This is a genomic window from Marinomonas sp. TW1, assembly GCF_001625355.1.
Lineage (GTDB): Bacteria > Pseudomonadota > Gammaproteobacteria > Pseudomonadales > Marinomonadaceae > Marinomonas.
This window is the reverse complement of sequence record NZ_JSEE01000005.1, coordinates 216,829-239,348: the sequence shown is the minus strand read 5'-3', so window position 1 is coordinate 239,348 and position 22,520 is coordinate 216,829. Positions and strand designations below refer to the sequence as shown.

Below are 22,520 nucleotides of genomic sequence, written 5' to 3'. Positions count from 1 at the left end.
ATGAGTGGAGCTCATCGATGCTGAGAAGTAACTGTTGAATAGACACAAAAAAAATCCGATTAAGAAAGCTTAATCGGATTTTCTGAGGCTATTCAATTAAATTCAACCCTTAAGTGAACAGCATTAGGCTTTTTGCCTCTTTTTTTAGGTCCATACACGCCGCTTTACACGGCTAGACTCTGTTGAAAATCAATCAGTAGTTTTCGATAGCCAGCGACATAACTTGGGTAATGACGTTGCCAGCCATGGTGATGAAGATAGTCAGCCAGAATACGTTTGCCCGACTGCGGCGCTAAGCCTTCTTCTAGACTGGCTTTGATCGCTACCTTTAAATTGGTCGCCAGCCAAAGCTTTACTTCCCACATAGACACGGGCGTTTGATCCGTCACAATCACATGGGCAGGCACGTCTTGATCTTCCAACAGCAGTTCTGCCAGCAACAACAAGGCAGATACCACGTCGTCACGATGCACACGATTCGTCCAACTGTTGGCGCCCCATGCTTGCTCTGTCATTACTTTCTTCATTAACGCAAAACGACCAGGCCCATAAATACCAGAACACCTTGCGGATACACAGGTGAATGCCTGCTGTAACAAGGCTTCCGTTTCGATTAATACCTTTGCGGTCACGGAACTTGGCTGAGCGGGGCTTTGTTCATCAATCCATTCTCCTTGGTTTTGACCATAAACACTGGTACTGGAGACAAACACCATTTTGACTGGGTTGATCGAATGTTGATAACGACGTACTAATACTTGCGCAGTATCGTAGTAGGCTTGCCGATAACCCGCTTCACTGCGCTCATTTGGCGTCATAATTAAAAAGATCAATGACACGTCTGGTAGAGCCTCATTCGGTAGCGCTCGTAAGTCTCCCGTTATGCCTTCAACACCTTCAGGAAAAAGAGTACCGTTGCGACGAATACCCGTGACTTGATGGCCTTGTGCCACTAAATCCTTGGCTAACCCTGTTCCTAGATCTCCGCAACCTGCAATCAATATGTTTGCCATTGAGCCCTCTAACAATGTCTTCGATGAATGTATGAATCTAACAACGACTTGCCTTCTTTACAAAAAAGACAATAGTAAGGCGTTGACCACCACAAAATGTCTGTAACAAAAATCAACGAGTATACTTTATTAAATTATGTATTATCATAGTTATTAGTAATAATGGCCTATCAGGCAAGGTGCACCATGACATTAACCGAATTAAAATACATTGTAATGTTGGCTGAAGAAAAACACTTCGGTCGAGCAGCTGATCGTTGTTATGTATCACAACCCACACTGAGCGTCGCCGTCAAGAAACTGGAAGAAGAGCTAGGAACAGCCATCTTTGAACGTAGCAAAAGCTCGGTATACATCACGCCAGTGGGTGAACAAATCATCACTCAAGCCAAACGAGTACTGGATCAAGCAAACATGATCAAAGAGCTCGCCAATGCCGGTAAAAACCAGCTAACCGGCCCTCTTAAGGTTGGTGCCATTTACACCATTGCACCCTACCTATTTCCAGTGATGATTCCTTCCTTGAGTCAAATCACCTCCGGCATGCCGCTTGTCATAGAAGAGGACCTAACTGAGAATCTGCGCCCTAAACTTCGCAATGGCGATTTGGATGCCATTATCGTTGCCCTGCCTTTCCAAGAACCTGACGTGGTGACGCAACCAATTTACGAGGAAGAGTTCGTTGTTCTTATGCCGAAAAATCATCCTTGGACTCAGTTAGACCACATTAATACCGATCAACTCTCGACCGACAATCTCCTCCTTTTGGGTAAAGGTCATTGCTTCAGCGAACAAGTATTAGAGGCCTGCCCCCTCTTAACCGATAATGAAGTCAATAATGGCCGTACTGTGGTCAATGGCAGCTCATTGGAAACCATTCGCTATATGGTGTCCTCCGGCCTTGGGGTAACGGTATTGCCAAAATCGGCTGTGACCAACATCGATCACTCGATGCTGGCAGTACGCCCTTTTGCCAACCCGGTACCAAAACGTACCGTTGCTTTAGCTTGGCGCGCCAGTTTTCCTCGCCCTAAAGCCATTGAGTCAGTCAGTCAGTCCATTCGCGACGCCTGTAAACAACTCGAATTATAAGTAGTGCATTAAGATGATAGATGGATTAGACACACAGGATGTCCGAGAATTAAAAGGTGTGGGAGAAGCCATGGCGGAGAAACTCGCCAAGATGCATCTCCATACCGTACAGGATTTGCTTTTCCATCTTCCCATTCGCTACCAAGACAGAACTCGCGTCGTGCCCATTGGGCAACTTGGCTTTGGTGACGAAGCGGTAATAGAAGGTCAAGTCATGAGCTGCGAAGTCAAAATGGGCAAACGCCGCAGCTTATTGTGTCGCCTTAAAGATCATTCTGGCAGTCTGTGCCTGCGCTTCTTTCACTTTTCAGCCGCACAAAAGAAGCAACTGGAATCCGGCAAACGCGTGCGTTGCTTTGGCGAAATTCGTCGAGGTAGTGCCGGATTTGAAATGTACCACCCAGAGTACAAACTGATTGAAGACGATGAAGCGCCTTTAGCGTCGTCTCAACTGACGCCGATTTACCCACTGACCGAAGGCTTAACCCAAACCAAAATTCGACAATTATGCGAACAAGCATTGGAACGACTCACACCATACAATTTACAAGAGTGGTTGCCCGATGAATTGCGCCACCAGTTCAGTTTATCTTCACTGAATGACGCCATTCAGTTTCTTCACCATCCATCCCGAGATGCCGATCTAGAATCCCTCAAACAAGGGTGCCACCCTGCACAATATCGATTGTCGTTTGAGGAATTGATGGCGCATCAGTTATCGTTAATTGGTAAGCGAATAAAAGCCAAACAAGATAAAAGCATCAAGGTGACTGAAGCTGGGGCACTGAGCGAGCAACTGTTAGCACGATTGCCGTTCTCACCAACTCAAGCCCAACAACGCGTCTTCCGTGAAATTCTCAAGGATTTGGCAACAGGACATCCCATGTTACGCCTTGTACAAGGTGATGTTGGCTCAGGCAAGACACTGGTCGCCGCCTTGTCCGCTGCTGCCGTTGTGCAAGCCGGTTATCAGGTTGCTGTGATGGCCCCCACTGAAATTCTTGCCGAGCAACATTATACGAACTTCACCCAGTGGTTCCAGCCACTCGGTTTACAGGTCGCTTGGATGACGGGCAAACTCAAAGGCAAAACCCGAGAGCAAGAACTCAAGCTCATTGCCTCAGGGCAAGCACAGATTGTGGTCGGCACCCATGCGTTGTTTCAAGAAAGCGTCGAATTTGATCGTTTGGCGCTGGCCATCATAGATGAACAACATAGATTCGGTGTGCATCAACGGATGGCCTTGCGAGAAAAAGGTATGAAACAGGGTCTTCAGCCTCACCAGCTCATCATGACAGCGACCCCCATTCCTCGAACGTTGGCCATGTCTGCTTATGCGGATTTGGATTGCTCCATTATCGATGAACTTCCACCAGGCCGCACGCCCGTCAACACCATCGTCGTGTCGGATCAACGTCGCCAAGAAGTCATTGAGCGAGTCAAAAGCGCCTGCCAAGAAGGTAAGCAGACTTACTGGGTGTGCACTCTCATTGAAGAATCCGAAGCCCTGCAATGCCAAGCCGCAGAAGATACTGCACTGCTCTTGCAAGAACAGTTACTTGGCCTGCGCATTGGTTTGGTTCACGGACGTTTAAAAGCACAAGAAAAAGCTGACATTATGGCGCAATTTAAAGCAGGAGAAATTCAGCTGCTTGTTGCCACCACGGTGATTGAAGTCGGCGTGGATGTACCGAATGCCAGTTTGATGGTCATTGAAAACCCCGAACGCCTCGGTTTGGCTCAACTGCACCAGTTGCGAGGCCGTGTTGGGCGAGGACAAGCAGCCAGTCATTGCGTCCTGCTTTACAAAGCCCCTCTTGGACAACAGGGTAAAGCACGATTATCCACCATGAGAGAAACCAGTGATGGTTTCAAAATCGCCGAGAAGGATTTAGAGCTGAGAGGGCCAGGAGAGCTTTTAGGCACGCGACAAACCGGCTTATGGGAGTTTAAAGTGGCGGACTTACAGAGAGATAAAGCCTTGCTAGATGATGTTCAGCGTGCCGCTGGATTATTACACCAGAACTTTCCTGATCACATTCCTCCATTATTGAGCCGCTGGCTACCGAATCATGATCAGTATTTAAATGTCTGACGTTTAAGGAATATTGACGACCGTGGTGCTCTTCACTTCTTCCATTGCCACATAAGTACGAGACTCACGTACATGAGGTAAGGTCAGCAAGGTTTCACCTAATAACAGCCGATAAGAGTCCATATTCGATACACGTGCTTTTAGTAAGTATTCAAAATCCCCTGCGATCAAATGACACTCTAAAATTTCCGGAATTTCAGACACCGCGGTTTTGAATTCATTAAAGCCTTCAGGAGAAGTGGTTTTCAGTCTTATCTCAACAAACACCAACAGGCCAGCATCCACTTTTTTTGGATTAACCAAAGCACAATAGCCAGTAATATAGCCGTTCCGCTCTAGTCGACGCACACGCTCCAAGCAAGGCGTCGCACTCAAACCAACACGACTCGCCAACTCCACATTGGATAAACGACCGTTTATTTGCAACTCTCGTAGAATTTTTTTGTCCAATCGATCAAGTGGTTTTGTTGAGTTATCCATTTGATATGGATCTCCTTACTAAACATCTAAGAATGGCTAAGTTTACCATGTAGAGGGTAATTTTGGGAAAGCGCTTTATCCATTATATTTTGTATGGTCTTTGTTTTTACAAAAAAGCACCAAAATAAAGCACAACAAACGCGCGCGCACAAACATGGACTATAAAAACACTATTACGCCCTAAAAAAGCGCAAAAAATCGAAGAGGTTTGATTCTAACGTTTTGTTTTCTTTAAATTAAATTTTACTCAATGAAATTGAGCTCCACTCTTCTGCTAGACCATTTATCGTCAAATAAAGTGCAAAAAATAAGTACATTGGGGCGTGTTTTTAATATTTTATTCTTGACTATGGTGCAAAAGAGTAATTCTATAGGGGTATGTGATGATCCTCTAGAGGATTCGTCTGCATATGTAAGACAACAAGAATAATTAAATGTTGGCATCAACTTTGCTTTCAAAAAAATAGGTTTCAAATTGAATCTATTGAAATTCTGCAAAATTACAACATACATATAAAATCGCCTGGGAGGCTCAATATAATGAAATCCAATGTAGGTAAATTACTGTCTACCGCTGCCATTGCTGCAACAATCAGCACTGGTGCAGCCGCTGCTACCCTAGATGACGTAAAATCAAAAGGCTTCATCCAATGTGGTGTTAGCCAAGGCGTTCCTGGTTTCTCTAATGCCGATGTAAACGGCAACTGGTCTGGTATCGACGTTGACGCTTGTCGTGCAACGGCGGCCGCTATCTTTGGTGATGCACAAGCCGTTAAATTCACTCCTCTTTCTGCAAAAGAACGTTTCACAGCCCTTCAGTCTGGCGAGATCGACATGTTGTCTCGTAACACAACTTGGACTTACACTCGTGATACGTCTCTAGGTCTAGATTTTACGGCGGTTAACTTCTATGACGGTCAAGGTTTCATGGCTCGTAAAGACCTAGGTGTTGAATCTGCCCTAGACCTTGATGGTGCCACTGTTTGTACTGAGCAAGGTACAACAACAGAATTGAACATGGCGGATTTCTTCCGTAAGCATAAAATGAACTATGTACCTGTTATCGTACAGAAAGCGGACGAAGCACTAGCGGCTTATGCTTCTGGTCGTTGTGACGTATTCACCACGGATAAATCAGGTCTTGCTGCTCACCGTTCAAAATTGTCTGATCCAAACGCTCACGTAATTCTTCCAGAAACGATCTCTAAAGAGCCTCTAGGCCCTGTTGTTCGTCACGGCGACAACCAATGGAAAGACATCGTAACTTGGGCTATGTTCGTTCAAGTTAACGCTGAAGAAATGGGCATCAGCTCTAAAAACGTTGCTAAAATCAAATCTGAGTCAAACGATCCAGGCATCCGTCGTCTACTAGGCGCTGAAGGCAACATGGGTGAATCTCTAGGACTTGGTGCTGATTGGGCTTACAACATCATCGCTGAAGTAGGTAACTACGGTGAAGTGTTTGAGCGTAACGTTGGACCAAACACACCAGTTGGTCTGCCACGCGGTATTAACAATCTATGGACAGAAGGTGGTGTTATGTACGCGCCACCAGTACGTTAATACCTAAAGCGACCTGCTTCGGGTATTTATCCAGCGACTCCACTGAGTCGCTGGATTTCTCCCCCCTTCCTTACACATCTGACGAGCATTTCAACTGCCTGAAACAAGATGAGCGATCAAAATAGTTCAAGTATAAAAAATTTTTTGAATGATGCAGGCAACCGAGCCCTCATCTTTCAAGCTTTACTCCTGGCCGTGGTAGTTTTCGTAGGTTATTACTTGTTTAGTAACTTACAAGCCAACCTGGCAGACCAAGGTATTTCCACTGGCTTTGAATTTTTAAACCAACCAGCTGGATTTCCCGTCCTTATTCACCTTATTGAGTATACTGAGGCCAACACCTACGGAAGAGCGTTTGTTGTTGCCCTGATTAATACTGTTGTTATCTCTTTATTGGGGATCGCGTTAGCCACTTTTATTGGTGTTGTGATGGGCTTAGCTCGTCTTTCTAATAACTGGTTGGTTGCACGATTAGCCACAGTTTACGTTGAGACATTGCGTAATATTCCGTTATTGCTACAAATGTTTTTCTGGTATTTTGCGGTTCTAGCAACCTTACCTATCCCTAAGAACAGCATCATTTTTGGTGATTTTTTCTTAAACAAACGTGGCGTCTATTCCCCTAACCCAATTGCTCAAGATGGTTTTGGTATTGTGATTGCAGGTTTTATCCTGTCCATCATCGCCTCCATTGCTTTGATTGTTTGGGCCAAAAAGCGCCAAACGAGAACAGGTCTTTGGTTTCCAGCTTACTGGGCGTCTTTCGGTACTATCATAGTCATTACCTTTCTAGCTTTGGTGGTTTCTGGGTTCCCTATCGAGTTTGACCTTCCACAAAAAAGTCGTTTTAACGTCACTGGTGGTATGGTTCTGCCTCCAGAATTTGTGGCGGTATTAGTGGCATTGTCGACTTATACTGGCGCATTCATTGCGGAAATCGTTCGTGCAGGTATCTTGTCCGTCAACTGGGGGCAAACAGAGGCTGCGCGCTCTTTGGGTCTGAAAGACAGTCTAACGCAGCGTTTAATTGTCTTACCGCAAGCATTACGAGTCATTATTCCGCCCCTGACCAGTCAATTCCTAAACTTAGCGAAAAACTCATCATTGGGTGCGGCTATCGCTTACCCAGAATTGGTTGCTGTTGTTATGGGTACAACACTGAACCAAACAGGTCAGGCCATTGAAAACATCGGTCTGTGTATGTTGGTTTACGGTACATTGAGCTTATCTATCTCAATGTTTATGAACTGGTATAACAAAAAAATGTCACTAATAGAGCGCTAGGAGGAAGAACATGGCTATTGAATTCAAACCATCACCAAGCCTTCCACCACCAGTGAATTCTGTTGGTGCGGTGGCCTGGGTTCGTCAAAATTTATTGTCGTCCCCATTAAATATATTTTTAACCCTATTTAGCTTTTATATTTTATATTTGCTGGTCCCACCCGTGATTGAATGGGGCCTTGTCGGAGCAACTTTTACTGGTGCGTCAAAAGCTGACTGTACTGGTGATGGCGCCTGCTGGGCATTCATAGGGGTCTATTTTGAACAGTTTATGTATGGACTGTATCCATCAGAAGAAACATGGCGCATTAATCTGGCTTTGATTCTATTGGTGCTTTTATTAGGTACATACGCTGTTAAAACAGTGAATAAGCTTTACTTATCCCTTGTGATTTTGGTGGTTTATCCTGTTATTGCTTACTTCCTATTTGCAGGTGGTGTATTCGGTCTAGAAGTCGTTGAGACGTCTTTATGGGGCGGCTTATTCTTGACCACGCTGTTAGGGGTTGTCGGTATTGTGGCGTCCTTCCCTCTTGGGGTTTTGTTGGCGCTTGGTCGTCAATCCAAAATGCCAATAGCAAAGTCCGTTTGTATCGTCTTCATTGAAACGATTCGAGCGGTACCACTGATCACCATCTTGTTCATGGCATCCGTAATGATTCCTTTGTTCTTACCTGAAGGTATGAACTTCAACAAGTTATTACGAGTTCTGATCGGTATTACTTTGTTCTCTGCAGCCTATATGGCCGAGGTCATTCGTGGTGGCTTACAAGCTATCCCGAAAGGTCAATATGAAGCCGCTGATGCGATGGGATTAACCTACTGGCAGTCGATGATCTTAGTCATTTTGCCGCAGGCATTAAAATTAGTCATTCCAGGGATCGTAAACACATTCATTGGTTTATTTAAAGACACCACTCTGGTTTACATTGTGGGGATGTTTGATCTACTTGGTCGTATTCAAGCCGCAACTCATGATGCTAACTGGCTCGGAATGACCATTGAAGGCTATGCCTTTGCCGGTTTTATTTACTGGGCAGCCTGTTTTGGCATGTCTCGCTACAGTATGAGAATCGAGCGTAAATTAGAAACTGGGCACAAGCGAAATTAGTTAAGAATTTGAGGTCTATATAATGACAAATACCAATATGGCTCGTGCCCAACTAGCGCTGGGCGAAGAAGCAATTATCGAGTTTAATGATGTCAATAAATGGTACGGTGATTTCCACGTACTTAAAAACATCAACTTTAGCATTAAGAAGGGTGAACGAATCGTTGTTTGTGGACCTTCCGGTTCCGGTAAGTCTACGATGACACGCTGTATTAACCGCCTAGAAGAGCACCAGAAAGGTACGATTCTCGTCGATGGCGTTGAAATGAACGACAACTTGAAAAACATCGAAGCGATCCGCAAAGACGTGGGTATGGTGTTCCAGCACTTCAACTTGTTCCCACATTTGACCATTTTAGAGAACCTGACCTTAGCACCAATCTGGGTTCGTAAAATGCCAAAGAAACAAGCCGAAGAAATGGCGATGCACTACTTGGAACGCGTCAAAATCGCAAACCAAGCCTTGAAGTACCCAGGCCAACTTTCTGGTGGGCAACAACAGCGTGTGGCGATTGCTCGTGGTTTGTGTATGCAGCCACGCATCATGCTGTTTGATGAACCGACTTCGGCACTTGACCCAGAAATGATCAAAGAAGTATTGGACGTTATGGTTCAATTAGCAGAAGAAGGCATGACCATGGTTTGTGTGACTCATGAAATGGGCTTCGCAAAAACCGTTGCTGACCGAGTGGTCTTCATGGACGCAGGCGAAATCGTGGAAGCCAATGGGCCTCACGAGTTCTTCGATAATCCACAGCATGACCGCACGCAAAACTTCTTAAGCCAAATTTTGAATCACTGATTCGATATTTGCCTTTAAAATCTGTTATATTTGCAAAAGCCCCTATCATAGGGGCTTTTTTAGTTTAATTAATCCTTGTTCTAACAGAGAAAATATATGGAAATATCAGCCGACCAACAGCCAAGCAAGCGACTGCGAGTAGTTCATCTAGCAGACCATACAGGCCGTTTACAGGTGATTTTTCCTGAACAACATATGTTAGACATTGCCGCGGTTTCTCGCATCACTAAACGACGTTTTGAACCCATCACTAACTTCAACAGTGAGGGCGACCCACTCATCAAACCCAACAGTGTGTCGAGCATTATTGAATCCAGCTTATTAGCCGAGCCAAAAGTACTGATACGATTAAAGTCCGACGGCCCGTATCATGAACTCAGCTCGGATGAATTGAAAACCATGTTTAGCGGCCCTTTGAATCGCTTTGAAGACATTTCACTCGATATCAATAAGATCAAACGTCCGGCAGACAATCATGAGAATGATGAAGAGCAGATACTAGAAGCGCTTGGCCGTTTTCAGTCGATTCGTCTTAAACAACGCCTCGAAGAAACCTTAGAGATTCCACCACTACCGGCTTCTTCTCACCGTATTATCCGCTTGTCCGCAGACCAAACCGCTGGCACGGATGAATTGTGTGAAGTCATCGCGCTGGACCCAAGCTTAGCAGCACAAGTCATCAGTTGGGCGTCGTCCCCTTACTATGGTGCCCCAGGGACAATTGAGTCAGTCGAAGATGCCATCATTCGGGTGCTGGGGTTTGATATGGTGATGAATCTGGCGCTGGGCTTATCGATGGGCAATGCCTTCCACACGCCCGATAATGGCCCAAGACATTATGAAAATTTTTGGTTGGATTCGGTGTCCAATGCCGTACTAATGGAAACCTTAGTAAAAGCCATGCCCAATGAAATACGCCCTAAACTTGGCCACGCTTATCTTTCGGGTCTTTTGCAAAACTTCGGGTATTTGGCCATCAGTAGCATTTTACCGCCGCATTTTTCGATCTTATCTCGATATTATGAAGCCAATGCTCACTTACCCAGCGAATTGGTCGAAATGCAAATTCTGCACTTTACCAAGGAACAGCTAGGCTCTTGGCTATTACGTTATTGGAGTTTGCCAGACAACATCTGGACAGCCATTCGTTACAGTAAAAAGCCTCACTATTATGGAGAGCACGCGACGTTAGCCAAACTTCTCTATGTTTCTCACCAACTGCGCAATGGCTTGGATATCGATCCGTCTGTGCTGGTCGAAGTGGGCTTAGACATTGATCAGGCAGAAGCGTGTCGAGAAGAGGTATACCAGTCTTCTCATGAGCTGCATAAAATGGTTTCTCTTATCGATAAAATGAATGCCTAACATTGTATGACTCGCCTTAATTCACTTGCCACCAAGCAATTTGACTACCGTTGGCAACCTGCTCACTGTGTTAATAAAACCAAAATACCCAACTATTTATGGCCTTGGCTGACCACGGATAAATCATTAACCAGTAAATTACAGCGCATTGGTAAACTCAGTGTCGACGTCATTGAAGACAAGTGGGGCGCGGCCAGTCTGCGAGAAAGACGTAAGCTCAAATTGAAGCCAAGAGAAGCGGTCCGCGTCCGCACTGTCCTGTTAAAACTGGATGGTCAAACCGTGATCTATGCCCGCTCTATTATTCCTGCTCGCTCATTACTGGGTCACTGGCGTCAGGTACCTCATTTAAACGATAAACCATTAGGTGGCTATCTTTTCCAGCATCGTACCCTAACCCGTAGCCCAATTGAAATTACGGAATTACCTGCGGCAATGTTCCCTGATCAACCTCATAGTGTGTGGGCAAGACGCTCTGTGTTCCATCAATATGGTGTTGGCATCTTGGTAAATGAAGCCATCTTTGACACAATCTCTCATTTCAAATCACCCTTTGGATTGCCATGAACAAGCTAAAAGATTATGCCGAGCTTACCCGTTTTAATCGCCCGATTGGTTCATTACTCTTAATGTGGCCTACCCTGTGGGCACTTTGGTTAGCGGCCGAGGGTCGACCAGACTGGTCGCTACTGGTGATTTTCATTCTAGGGGTGTTTAGCATGCGATCCGCTGGTTGTGTGATCAATGATTATGCGGATCGAAAGGTAGATGGGCATGTTGATCGAACGAAGAACCGGCCACTTCCCTCAGGGCGAGTATCCGAAAAAGAAGCCCTAACTCTGTTTGTCGGTTTATCCTTACTCAGTTTTTGTTTGGTGTTATTGACCAACCTACAAACCATATTACTGTCCTTTGTCGGTCTTGGGTTAGCCGCTCTGTACCCATTTATGAAGCGTTATACCCATCTGCCTCAGCTTTTTCTCGGTTTAGCCTTTTCTTGGGCCATTCCTATGGCTTACAGCGCCCAAGGGGGCAGCTTAAGCGACCCTATTCTATGGATGCTGTTTCTCGCGAATTGTTTCTGGACCATTGCTTACGACACTTATTATGCGATGACCGATCGACCAGACGATTTGAGAATTGGCGTCAAATCCACAGCAATACTGTTTGGTCAGTATGATTTGTTGGTCATTGTGTGTTTACAAGCTTTAACCTTATCCCTTTTGACATGGATCGGCTTCTTCGCCACACTGGGCTGGCCTTATTTTCTCGCATTGTTGACTTGCATCTGGTTGTTTTACAAGCAATATCAACAAGCAAGTGACAGAAACAGGCAAGCTTGTTTTCGCTCTTTCCTAGAAAACAATCGCATTGGATGCTGTGTCTTTATCGGTTTAGTTATCAGCTATTTTGCTTAATATGTGGCAAAGTTATGACAGTTTAACTAAATTGTCATAATTGCTCGCTTTAATAAAAACCGTTCCTGAGATGAGGGTAGATCCTGTGACCGGTAAAAAAGTTTTAATTATTGATGATGAATCTTCTATTCGCGAGATGATTGCCATTGCTTTAGAGATGGCAGGCTATGAATACATGGAAGCCGAAAATATTCAGCAAGCTCACGAAATTATCGTGGACCATCGACCAGATTTGATTTTGGTCGACTGGATGATGCCAGGCGGAAGCGGTATTGAGTTAACTCGCCGCATCAAAAAAGACAGTACCACGGCCGAAATTCCAGTCATCATGCTGACGGCTAAAAGTGAAGAAGACAATAAAATTCAAGGTTTAGAAGTCGGGGCGGATGATTACATCACCAAACCTTTTTCACCACGTGAATTAGTGGCGCGTCTCAAAGCCGTATTACGCCGAGCGACACCACAGGGCATTGATGAACCAATCGAAGTAGAAGGCCTGACCCTAGACCCGATTAGTCAGCGTGTCACTATTGGCGCTCGTCCACTGGAGATGGGACCAACTGAGTACCGTTTACTCAAATTTTTAATGACTCACCAAGAACGAGCGTATTCAAGAGCACAGCTATTGGATCAAGTTTGGGGAGGTAACGTATACGTCGAAGAGCGTACAGTTGATGTGCACATTCGTCGTCTGCGCAAAGCCATTGGTGACAGTCATGACTTCTTGATTCAAACCGTGCGAGGCACAGGCTACCGTTTCTCAGCAAAAAGGTCTGTATGAAAACCATTTGGCGGAACACCATTCTTTCTTGGTTAGCAGGCTTTATCGCCTGTGCGGTAATTGGCTACATTCTTGGTCATTTTTTGGGGGTTCTACTGCTGTATACCTTAGGGACCTTGTACTGGCAGTTATACCAACTTTATCAATTCCACAACTGGCTACGTCATTCAGGGCGCGCAGCTCCACCAGAGTCGAATGGTATCTGGGGAGAAGTGTTTGACGCGGTATATCGCCTGCAAAAGAAACAACGAAAATCCAAGCGTCGTATGCGACAAGCCTTAACTCGGATTGAAAGCTCTACCAGCGCGCTCAAAGAAGGCGTGATTATGGCGGATAACCAAGGTAACCTCGAATGGTGGAACAACTCAGCAGGGCACTTCTTAGGCTTAATGCGACCGGTTGATCGTGGGCAAGTGATCACCAACATCGTTCGTAGTCCAGAGTTCTTCCGCTATTTTACGCAAAAGCGCTTTGGTGAGCCGCTCGTCATCAAGTCTCCGGCAAAAGACGGTGTCTATTTAGAGGTTCAAACCACCTTATACGATAAAAATGATCACCTTATTTTCGTTCGTGATGTGACTCGTTTACACCTATTAGAGCAGATGCGAAAAGACTTTGTCGCCAATGCCTCCCATGAGCTAAAGACTCCTCTAACCGTGATCAAAGGCTATGTTGAGACCTTAGACATGTTTAAAGACAGCCTGCCAAAAAGCATGCAAAAAGGCATAGTAAACATGGCTGAGCAGTCTGTCCGGATGGAACAACTGATTGAAGATTTATTATTGCTATCTCGTCTTGAGAGCGATGATAAACGCGAAGAAAATCAATGGTTTCGTGTGTCTGACATCGTAGAAGCCATTCTGAAAACTACCACCGCCATCATGACAGATCAACACAAATTAGTGACTCAGATATCTGAAGACGCGAGAATTTATGGCTCTTATAAAGAGCTGTACAGTGCTTTTTCCAACTTAATTGTGAACGCCGTCAAATATTCACCTGACGGTGGTGAAATCAACATTAAGTGGGAATCCAGTGAATTGAATGGCATTTTTTCCGTAAAAGACCAAGGGTTAGGCATTGATCCTCGACACATCCCGCGGCTCACGGAACGCTTTTTCCGAGTGGATAAGGGGCGTGGATCAAAAACTGGCGGCACAGGCTTAGGGCTTGCCATTGTTAAACACGTTCTTTTGCATCATGAAGCCAAGCTACAGATTCGCAGTCTACCAGGCACTGGCAGTACCTTCTCTTGCCACTTCCCGGCCAGTCGTGTGCGTAAAGATGTCGTCACCCAAACCACCAGCACCCTAACAGAATAAAAAGGCGCGGCAGCCATATGTCGCGTCTTCAGCTTAAAATTGAACGCCTTCAAAACAGAGACTTATAACGCGTCAAACAAGCTCTTGATGAAGGCTTCTTTTTCCGCGTCTTGATCGATCAAACGCAAACCAACGGTTAAGAAGGTTGAATCATGTTTCTTTTCTGTGGTCGCCACAGATTGCACGTAGTAATTCAGGCGATTAATGGTGGATTTATGCTCTAAATCCAGTACCGCCTGCCCTAATACTTGAGGCACCACGTCATCACTCTTAATCAGCATAGACGCTTCTTGCTTACTGAATTGAATCACCATGCAACGAAACTGTTTGTTTTCAAAGCGAACTAAGGTTGGAATTTTCACATCCTTAATACTGACTTCTGCATCGCTGGGATTCACAATCTTAGGCGTTTTCGCAGCTTTAGCGGCACCATTTCCACCCCCCATCAACACATCAATGGAAGCCGTCGCAATGCCTTGTGGCGAACCACTCGCCGCTCTAGGTTTTTGAGCCGTCAATTTACCCGCCAGCTTGTGCTTTTTCGCGGCACCCAACACCTTGTTAACCAGCTGCTCTCCAGAAAAGGGCTTACCTAAATAATCGGTGACGCCAGCTTGCACAGCCTCCACCACATGATCTTTGTCACCACGACTGGTAATCATCACAAAAGGCACATCGTCTTTTTGGTACTTAGGTTGCTCACGGCACCATTTCAACAATTCAACGCCCGTCATCTCAGGCATTTCCCAATCACATAGCACCATGTCAAATTGGGTTTTATTCATTAATTGCTGAGCTTTACGACCATTTACAGCGTCTTCAATCTCCACGGCTGGAAACTGCTTACGTAAGGTTCGGCGAATCAAATCTCGTGTGAACGAAGCGTCGTCCACGACCAATATTTTAAGCGACATTATTTCATTCCATTATGAGAGTTTAACAACGCAGAGAAATCTCCATTCTCTACCCTAAAGATGGATACCCATAATAAAGTCGCTGCCACTACAGCTATTGGCATCACAAACAAATTAAACAGTGGAATGGTCAAAGACACCATCACTATGCCACCAAACGTCCAACATAATAGTGGCTGAGTTCTAAGGGCCATTCGCATCTCGTAAAACGACACCTTATTATTATCAAAAGCATAGTCCATATATTGCAGAGCAAGCATCCAAGCAGAAAACAATAACAACAGAATTGGCGCAATGACATTGACTAATGGGATAAAAGACAACACCAACAGCAGTAAAAAACGCGGAACAAAATACAGAACCTTCTGCATTTCTCGTTGCAAGCTACGGCCAATCACCGCCAAAATCACACTGGCAGTCAGACGTTCATCAAACACTTTACCCGTGGTCTTCTGTTCGACTTTTTCCGCTAAAAACGCCATAAACGGAGCCGCCAATATATTGACCCCAATCGAAAAACTGTAAAACAACAAGACAGCAATGACCGCCCCAAAAATCAGATCTAGGAGCCAGCTGATAAACGACAGCCAATCCGGTAAAAAGCCCATCGCCCAATTTAATATGTCTTGAAAATAACTAAACGCCACCATGTAGATCAGCGCAATCAACAAAAAGTTTGCCAGTAGTGGCGCTAAAATAAACAGTCTTAATTCTTTGGACGCAATTAACGGTAAGGCCTTCAAAAAAGCCCCAGCCGCTTTAAATGGTTGTGTAATCAAAATAAATTCAACCCTATCAATCTTTCTTATCAAACCCGTTTGAGAATATCACGAGGTCCTCCGCGTCTCCACATTTACTAGACGTATAAGGCAATACGGAATTTCGATTGTGACCTTTTGTTAATTGATGAACTATGGAAGCTTAAGGGCGAATCTGAATCGTGCAATTCACACGCCTCAAAATAACAAAGCACACCTAACAGCTAACTAACAAAGGGAACGATATGACTATCTCAAAAACACTCATCGCCAGTGCCGTACTGGCCGCTTCTATTAGCGCACTGCAAGTGCAAGCTGCGGACGTACCTGCGGGTGTTGTCTTAGCCGACAAACAAGAATTGGTTCGTGGTGGTGGCTCAGAGCCTGCCACCCTTGATCCTCAAAAAATTGAAGGCACACCAGGCTCTATTCGTTCAAAAGACCTGTTTGAAGGTTTGTATAATCAAGACGGCGACGGCAATCAAATTCCTGGTGTCGCGACAAGTTACGATGTAAACGCCGACAATACTCAATACACGTTCCACCTCCGTAAAGACGCCAAATGGTCTAATGGCGAGCCAGTTACCGCAGAAGATTTTGTGTTTGCCTTCACTCGTTCTGTTGATCCTGCTACGGCGTCACCTTATGCCTGGTTCATGGAAATTCCATCCATTGTTAACGCCTCCAAAATCATTGCTGGTGAAGCGGATCCATCCACCTTGGGTGTCAAAGCTCTCGACGACCATACATTCCAAGTCACTCTCGAGCGCCCAGTTCCTTACTTTGTGAAGATGACCTCACACCAAAACATGTTTCCTGTTCCGAAAAAAGTGGTTGAGAAATGGGGTGATGATTGGACGAAACCTGAACACATGGTCTCAAACGGTGCCTATAAAATGGATGAGTGGATTGTCAACGAGAAGATGGTCTTTACTCGTAACCAACACTATTGGAACGACGCGAAAACCGTCATCAACAAAGTCACGTATTTGCCAATTGAATCCCCTAATGCGGAGCTAAAACGTTTCCAAGCGGGTCAGATGGATTTAAGCTACGAATTACCCAACGATCATTACAAGCAACTTCTACGAGAAATACCTGACGAGGTCGTGGTCACGCCTAAATTGGGCACCTATTACTACCAATTTAATACCACCAAAGCACCTTACAACGACGTTCGCGTCCGTAAAGCGTTGTCTTATGCCATTGATCGCAATGTCATTACCAAATACGTAACAGGGGTTGGTGAAATCCCGGCGTATTCATTCACCCCAGAAGTCGTCAATGATTTTAACCCTGAGACACCAGATTACGCGACTTGGACTCAGAAGCAGCGTAATCAAAAAGCACAAGCCTTACTAGAAGAAGCCGGCTTCGATAAGAGCAACCCGCTGTCCTTCAAGCTACTGTACAACACCAACGAAAACCATAAGAAGATCGCCATTGCGATTGCTTCCATGTGGAAAAAAACCTTAGGGGTGCAAGTGACATTGGAAAACCAAGAATGGAAGACATACTTGGAAACCAAAAAGCATCAACAATTTGACGTTGCTCGTGCCGGTTGGATTGGGGATTACAACGAAGCGTCCACCATGCTTGACCTGCTAACGACCACTCACGGTAATAACGACGGCAAATACAGTAACGCCAACTACGATAAGCTGCTACACGAGGCTCGAACCATGCAAAACCCTGCCGAAAATTATAACAAGGCAGAAGCAATTGCGATTGAGCAAGACATGGCAGTAGCCCCCATTTATCAATATACCGAGAAGCGCCTAGTGAAAAGCTATTTAGGCGGCTACATGCCTAACCCAGAAGATAACGTGTACGTTCGAGATATGTACATCATCAAGCACTAAGACTCTCGTTTCATAAACAAGCGTCTGTTGAAAACCATACCCAACGGCTAACGTCGTTGGGTATCTTTTGAACCCTCTATAGGTTGCAAATATTAGCCGTCTATTGACGAGTCTAATAATCCGGTAATAACTATGTTTACATTTATCTCAAAGCGCATTTTAGAAGCGATTCCCACCTTGTTGGTATTGATCACGATATCCTTCTTTCTGATGCACGCTGCTCCAGGCAGCCCTTTTTCCAGCGAGCGCGCTCTTCCTGCTGAGGTGTTAGCGAACATCAATGCTAAGTACCATTTGGACGAGCCTGTTATCAATCAGTACTTTTATTATTTAGGCGGTTTATTACAAGGGGATTTGGGCCCCTCTTTTCGATACAAAGATTTCACCATTAACGAATTGATCGCACAAAGCTTTCCCGTCTCCGCTGAAATAGGCATCTGGTCATTTCTTGTTGCTCTGATACTTGGCGTGGGGTGCGGCATTATCGCCGCCTTAAGGCAAAATTCGTGGGTAGATTATTCCGTCATGGCGTTTGCCAACCTTGGTATTGTGTTGCCTAATTTTGTTTTGGCTCCACTTTGTATCCTATTTTTCTCCATTTATAACCACTGGTTGCCACCTGGTGGCTGGAATGGAGGGGCTTGGCCTTACTTGATCATGCCAGTGATCGCCATGTCGACTAGTTATATCGCACAGATCGCCCGTATTACGCGTGGCAGCATGATTGAGACCATGCATTCAAATTTCATTCGTACAGCACACGCTAAAGGCTTGCCAAAGCATCGCATCATTTTTCAGCACGCCCTACGCCCTACCATGCTGCCAGTTATCTCTTATCTGGGCCCAGCGTTCGTCGGTATTGTCACCGGCTCGGTGATTGTGGATGTGTACTTTGGGACCGGCGGCATCGGTCAACATTTCATTAATGGTGCTCTTAATCGCGACTATTCCATGGTCATGGGCGTCACCATTTTGGTGGGAACATTGACCATATTGTTCAACGCGGTTGTTGATATTTTATACGCTGTTATTGACCCTAAAATTCGTTACTAAGGCCACCCGAATATGATCACTACACAAGATAAAATCCAGGCCATTGAACAGTTCGCTGAACAAGTCACGGAAGTGGAAGGCCGAAGTTTATGGCAAGACGCGCGCCGACGCTTTTTTTCTAATCATGCGGCCGTCATCAGCTTGATCTTATTAACACTGATTACTGTCGTCTCATTACTTGGCCCGTTATTCAGTCAATGGAATTACGATGATATTGACTGGGAAGCCCTATCCGATATCTCCGTCCTTGGACGTCCAAACATTGAAAATGGTCATTACTTTGGTACAGACACCTTAGGCCGAGACATTTTTGTGCGAACCTTACAAGGTGGACAAATCTCCTTACTGGTCGGCATCATGGGCAGTGCGGTGGCCATTGTCATTGGTACACTTTATGGTGCCGCTTCAGGTTACATCGGCGGTCGAGTTGATAGTGTCATGATGCGCTTCTTAGAAATCCTTAACTCCTTTCCCTTTATGTTTTTCGTCATCATTTTGATGACCCTGTTTGGTCGACACATTTTCCTCATCTTCGTTGCCATCGGTGCGATTTCATGGCTCGACATGGCGAGGATTGTTCGCGGGCAAACCCTAAGTCTGAAAAACAAAGAATACATTGAAGCGGCTTATGCCTGCGGCGTATCGACACCAAAAATCATTTTGCGACACATAGTGCCGAATGTACTGGGCATTGTCGTGGTTTACGCCACCTTGCTGGTGCCGAATATGATTCTGCTTGAGTCCTTCATCAGCTTCCTTGGCTTGGGGGTACAAGAACCCATGACCAGTTGGGGCGCACTGATCTCAGAAGGTGCTCAAAATATGGAGATTGCCGTTTGGCAGCTGGCTTGGCCATTGGCGTTTCTTGTCGTGACGTTGTTTTGCTTTAACTTCCTCGGCGACGGCTTACGAGACGCGCTTGATCCAAAAGACCGCTAAGGAGGCGATATGAATCTATTAGAAGTCGATCAGTTACAAGTAAACTTTAAAACCCCCGATGGCTTTGTCACTGCGGTCAATAATTTAAACTTTACTTTGGCACAAGGAGAAACCTTGGGCATTGTTGGCGAGTCGGGCTCCGGTAAAAGCCAAACCGCCTTTGCTTTAATGGGACTACTGGCCAAAAATGGGGTCATTGAAGGACAAGCGCGCTTTGAGGGACAAAATATTTTGTCCCTCAGCGATCAACAAATGAACCGTATTCGATCAAAAGAAATCGCCATGATTTTCCAAGATCCGATGACCTCCCTCAATCCTTATATGAAAGTCGGCAAGCAGCTTATGGAAGTCTTGATGCTGCACAAGGGAATGTCCAAGGCAGAAGCCTTTGAGGCCTCTGTGCAAATGCTCGATGCGGTAAAAATGCCCGAAGCTCGCAAACGTATGCACATGTACCCTCATGAATTCTCAGGGGGCATGCGCCAGCGGGTCATGATTGCCATGGCACTACTCTGTCAACCAAAACTCCTGATTGCCGATGAACCCACAACAGCATTGGATGTGACAGTTCAAGCGCAGATTTTAACCCTGTTAAACGAGTTGAAAAAGGACTTCAACACCGCCATTGTCATGATCACTCATGATCTAGGCGTGGTCGCAGGACTGTGTGACAAGGTGTTAGTCATGTACGCAGGTCAGACAATGGAGTATGGCTCAACGGAAGATGTCTTCTATCAACCGACTCACCCTTATACCAGAGGTTTATTACAAGCCATTCCACGATTGGACAGTGAAGGCGACATACTGACGACCATTCCTGGTAACCCACCCAACCTACTGAACCTACCTTCTGGTTGCCCGTTCCATTCTCGCTGTGAATTTGCAGAAGAACGTTGTGTGAAAGAAGCGCCGACGCTGGAAGAGTATCAAGTTGGAAAATTAAGGGCTTGTCATAAATCAGCCGATTGGGGAGTGGCATCATGAACGTACAAACCAGCAAAAACCCCTTAATGGAAGTCAGCGATTTAAAAGTTCATTTTGCGATTAAATCGGATAACGCGTGGCCTTGGAGCAAAGCCAAAGCGCTAAAAGCCGTAGATGGCGTCAACCTGTCCATTTTTGAAGGGGAAACCCTTGGCGTCGTCGGCGAGTCGGGCTGTGGTAAATCCACTCTAGCAAGAGCCTTATTACGCCTTGTGCCAATTACACAAGGCCATGTGGTGTGGTGTGGCCAAGACCTAACGGAACTGGATAAAAAGCAAATGCGTGATAAACGCCAAGAGTTGCAAATGATCTTTCAAGATCCATTGGCCTCACTGGATCCACGCATGACGGTTGGGGATATCATTGCCGAACCTTTGCATACCTTTCAACCTCATCTGAGCAAACAGCAAGTAAAGGAACAAGTACGTGAAATGATGGCCCGTGTTGGCTTGCTACCAAACGTTATTAATCGTTATCCCCATGAATTTTCGGGTGGCCAATGTCAGCGTATTGGCATTGCTCGAGCACTCATTTTGAAACCTAAGTTAGTGGTTTGCGACGAACCAGTTTCGGCACTGGATGTGTCCATTCAAGCGCAGGTGGTTAACCTATTAAAAGAACTGCAAAAAGAGATGGGGCTGTCGCTGGTGTTTATTGCCCATGATTTGAGTGTGGTAAAACACATTTCAGATCGAGTCTTGGTGATGTACCTTGGCAATGCCGTTGAGTTAGCGGACAAAACGTCGTTATACGATAACCCTCAGCACCCATACACCAAGGCGCTATTGTCTGCTGTGCCCGTCCCAGACCCGAAAATAGAACGTCATAAAAGCATTCAACTTCTAGCAGGAGATTTGCCCTCCCCGATCAGTCCGCCGTCAGGCTGTGTGTTCCGAACTCGTTGCCCTCATGCGAATGAACACTGTGCAGAACACAAACCACCGCTTAGCGTCATTGCCGATGACCGTTCGCATCAAGCGGCCTGTTCTAGACTGTTGGAATTCGCTTAAAAGCCGTTCAAAATTGGTTACCATGGAAGGTAACCACGCTCCTCAATCCTTAAAAGACGTGACTCGAACTGGCTTTTAAACGGCATTCTTGATAAGTTGATCATTGTGTCAATAATTTTCATTTGATGTCACTTTTCATTTGTTCGTAAGAGGCCAAATATGAACTCAGTCATCTCCACACTTCTGATTTTCGTTGGCCTAACGTCTTTCCCCATCTTCGCCCTAGAGCAACCGAATCAAAAAGTCATCCTAACGGTCGAGGGCGATTTCGAAAACACCAACGCAAAGCAAGCCGCCAATTTCGATCTCCCCATGTTAGCGGCCTTGCCACAATACTCTATCACCACGAAAAACCCTTGGACAAAAGGCGTCCATTCTTATCAGGGCTTTTCAGCCGCTGACTTGCTGCAGTTACTTAAAGCAAAAGGCACCATGCTTGAGGTTACAGCCCTTAATAAATACATGACCAAAGTGCCTGTTGAGGACTTTCAAGTTAACGGTGCAATCTTCGCCACCCATCGTGACGGGGTGCCAATGAGTGTGCGTAACCTTGGCCCCATCATGGTCATTTACCCATTTGACCAAAATCTAGATTTAAAATCAGAGGTCTATTACGGCCGCTCCATTTGGCAAATCCGACACATCAAAATCGCCCCATTGGCTGAGTAAGGAAG

General features: G+C 45.5%; 21 protein-coding genes. 17 read left to right on the top strand and 4 right to left on the bottom strand.

Annotated features, from left to right (window positions below):
• Positions 1–164: 164 nt before the first annotated feature.
• Positions 165–1,013, bottom strand: coding sequence for an NAD-dependent epimerase/dehydratase family protein (locus OA79_RS06460; protein ID WP_063332400.1), 849 nt, complete (start codon positions 1,011–1,013; stop codon positions 165–167).
• Between the two features lie 186 nt (positions 1,014–1,199).
• On the opposite strand from OA79_RS06460, the gene OA79_RS06455 reads away from it, so the two are divergent.
• Positions 1,200–2,105 (top strand): hydrogen peroxide-inducible genes activator, encoded by a 906-nt coding sequence (locus OA79_RS06455; protein WP_063332399.1) that lies wholly within the window; start codon positions 1,200–1,202, stop codon positions 2,103–2,105.
• A gap of 13 nt (positions 2,106–2,118) precedes the next feature.
• Entirely contained in the window at positions 2,119–4,200 is a 2,082-nt protein-coding gene (gene recG, locus OA79_RS06450) for an ATP-dependent DNA helicase RecG (RefSeq protein WP_063332398.1), read from the top strand.
• 3 nt (positions 4,201–4,203) lie between these two features.
• Here recG and lrp read toward each other — a convergent pair whose 3' ends face one another.
• On the bottom strand, positions 4,204–4,680 hold the full coding sequence (gene lrp, locus OA79_RS06445; RefSeq protein ID WP_013797955.1) for a leucine-responsive transcriptional regulator Lrp: 477 nt from the start codon (positions 4,678–4,680) through the stop codon (positions 4,204–4,206).
• 540 nt (positions 4,681–5,220) lie between these two features.
• Here lrp and OA79_RS06440 point away from each other — a divergent pair.
• The 9 genes from OA79_RS06440 (at position 5,221) to phoR (ending at position 14,326) form a co-directional block, all read left to right on the top strand.
• The gene (locus tag OA79_RS06440; protein ID WP_063332397.1) at positions 5,221–6,243 is read left to right on the top strand and encodes an amino acid ABC transporter substrate-binding protein; all 1,023 of its coding nucleotides are present in this window, start codon (positions 5,221–5,223) and stop codon (positions 6,241–6,243) included.
• 108 nt (positions 6,244–6,351) lie between these two features.
• A complete protein-coding gene (locus tag OA79_RS06435) occupies positions 6,352–7,527 on the top strand; it encodes an amino acid ABC transporter permease (RefSeq protein ID WP_063332396.1) in 1,176 nt (391 codons plus the stop codon).
• Positions 7,528–7,537: 10 nt separating this feature from the next.
• Positions 7,538–8,638, top strand: coding sequence for an amino acid ABC transporter permease (locus tag OA79_RS06430; RefSeq protein WP_063332395.1), 1,101 nt, complete (start codon positions 7,538–7,540; stop codon positions 8,636–8,638).
• A gap of 22 nt (positions 8,639–8,660) precedes the next feature.
• A complete protein-coding gene (locus OA79_RS06425; RefSeq protein WP_063332394.1) occupies positions 8,661–9,440 on the top strand; it encodes an amino acid ABC transporter ATP-binding protein in 780 nt (259 codons plus the stop codon).
• Positions 9,441–9,536: 96 nt separating this feature from the next.
• Positions 9,537–10,805 (top strand): HDOD domain-containing protein, encoded by a 1,269-nt coding sequence (locus OA79_RS06420; protein WP_063332393.1) that lies wholly within the window; start codon positions 9,537–9,539, stop codon positions 10,803–10,805.
• Positions 10,806–10,811: 6 nt separating this feature from the next.
• Positions 10,812–11,372 carry a chorismate--pyruvate lyase family protein gene (locus OA79_RS06415; RefSeq protein ID WP_063332392.1) on the top strand — a complete coding sequence of 187 codons (561 nt, stop codon included), beginning with the start codon at positions 10,812–10,814 and terminating at the stop codon, positions 11,370–11,372.
• On the top strand, positions 11,369–12,223 hold the full coding sequence (gene ubiA, locus OA79_RS06410; protein ID WP_063332391.1) for a 4-hydroxybenzoate octaprenyltransferase: 855 nt from the start codon (positions 11,369–11,371) through the stop codon (positions 12,221–12,223). The genes OA79_RS06415 and ubiA overlap by 4 nt, the downstream gene beginning before the upstream one ends.
• 85 nt (positions 12,224–12,308) lie before the next feature.
• Positions 12,309–13,004 carry a phosphate regulon transcriptional regulator PhoB gene (phoB, locus tag OA79_RS06405; RefSeq protein WP_063332390.1) on the top strand — a complete coding sequence of 232 codons (696 nt, stop codon included), beginning with the start codon at positions 12,309–12,311 and terminating at the stop codon, positions 13,002–13,004.
• A complete protein-coding gene (phoR, locus tag OA79_RS06400; RefSeq protein ID WP_063332389.1) occupies positions 13,001–14,326 on the top strand; it encodes a phosphate regulon sensor histidine kinase PhoR in 1,326 nt (441 codons plus the stop codon). The genes phoB and phoR overlap by 4 nt, the downstream gene beginning before the upstream one ends.
• A 62-nt stretch (positions 14,327–14,388) precedes the next feature.
• Here phoR and OA79_RS06395 read toward each other — a convergent pair whose 3' ends face one another.
• Both OA79_RS06395 and cysZ read right to left on the bottom strand, forming a co-directional pair.
• Positions 14,389–15,240, bottom strand: coding sequence for a response regulator (locus tag OA79_RS06395; protein WP_063332388.1), 852 nt, complete (start codon positions 15,238–15,240; stop codon positions 14,389–14,391).
• Positions 15,240–16,019, bottom strand: a complete 780-nt coding sequence (cysZ, locus tag OA79_RS06390) for a sulfate transporter CysZ (RefSeq protein ID WP_063332387.1) — start codon at positions 16,017–16,019, stop codon at positions 15,240–15,242. Before cysZ ends, OA79_RS06395 begins: the two co-directional genes overlap by 1 nt.
• A 224-nt stretch (positions 16,020–16,243) precedes the next feature.
• On the opposite strand from cysZ, the gene OA79_RS06385 reads away from it, so the two are divergent.
• From OA79_RS06385 to OA79_RS06360, 6 genes are all read left to right on the top strand, one after another.
• Positions 16,244–17,860: a peptide ABC transporter substrate-binding protein gene (locus OA79_RS06385; protein WP_063332386.1), complete on the top strand. Its 1,617-nt coding sequence runs from the start codon at positions 16,244–16,246 to the stop codon at positions 17,858–17,860.
• A 132-nt stretch (positions 17,861–17,992) separates the two neighbouring features.
• Complete coding sequence (gene oppB, locus OA79_RS06380; RefSeq protein ID WP_063332385.1) at positions 17,993–18,913, top strand: oligopeptide ABC transporter permease OppB; 921 nt, start codon at positions 17,993–17,995, stop codon at positions 18,911–18,913.
• 12 nt (positions 18,914–18,925) lie between these two features.
• Entirely contained in the window at positions 18,926–19,852 is a 927-nt protein-coding gene (gene oppC, locus OA79_RS06375; protein WP_063332384.1) for an oligopeptide ABC transporter permease OppC, read from the top strand.
• A 9-nt stretch (positions 19,853–19,861) separates the two neighbouring features.
• Positions 19,862–20,836, top strand: coding sequence for an oligopeptide ABC transporter ATP-binding protein OppD (gene oppD, locus OA79_RS06370; RefSeq protein WP_063332383.1), 975 nt, complete (start codon positions 19,862–19,864; stop codon positions 20,834–20,836).
• On the top strand, positions 20,833–21,846 hold the full coding sequence (gene oppF / locus OA79_RS06365; RefSeq protein WP_063332382.1) for a murein tripeptide/oligopeptide ABC transporter ATP binding protein OppF: 1,014 nt from the start codon (positions 20,833–20,835) through the stop codon (positions 21,844–21,846). The genes oppD and oppF overlap by 4 nt, the downstream gene beginning before the upstream one ends.
• A gap of 159 nt (positions 21,847–22,005) precedes the next feature.
• Entirely contained in the window at positions 22,006–22,515 is a 510-nt protein-coding gene (locus OA79_RS06360; RefSeq protein WP_063332381.1) for a hypothetical protein, read from the top strand.
• The last annotated feature ends 5 nt before the right edge of the window (positions 22,516–22,520 follow it).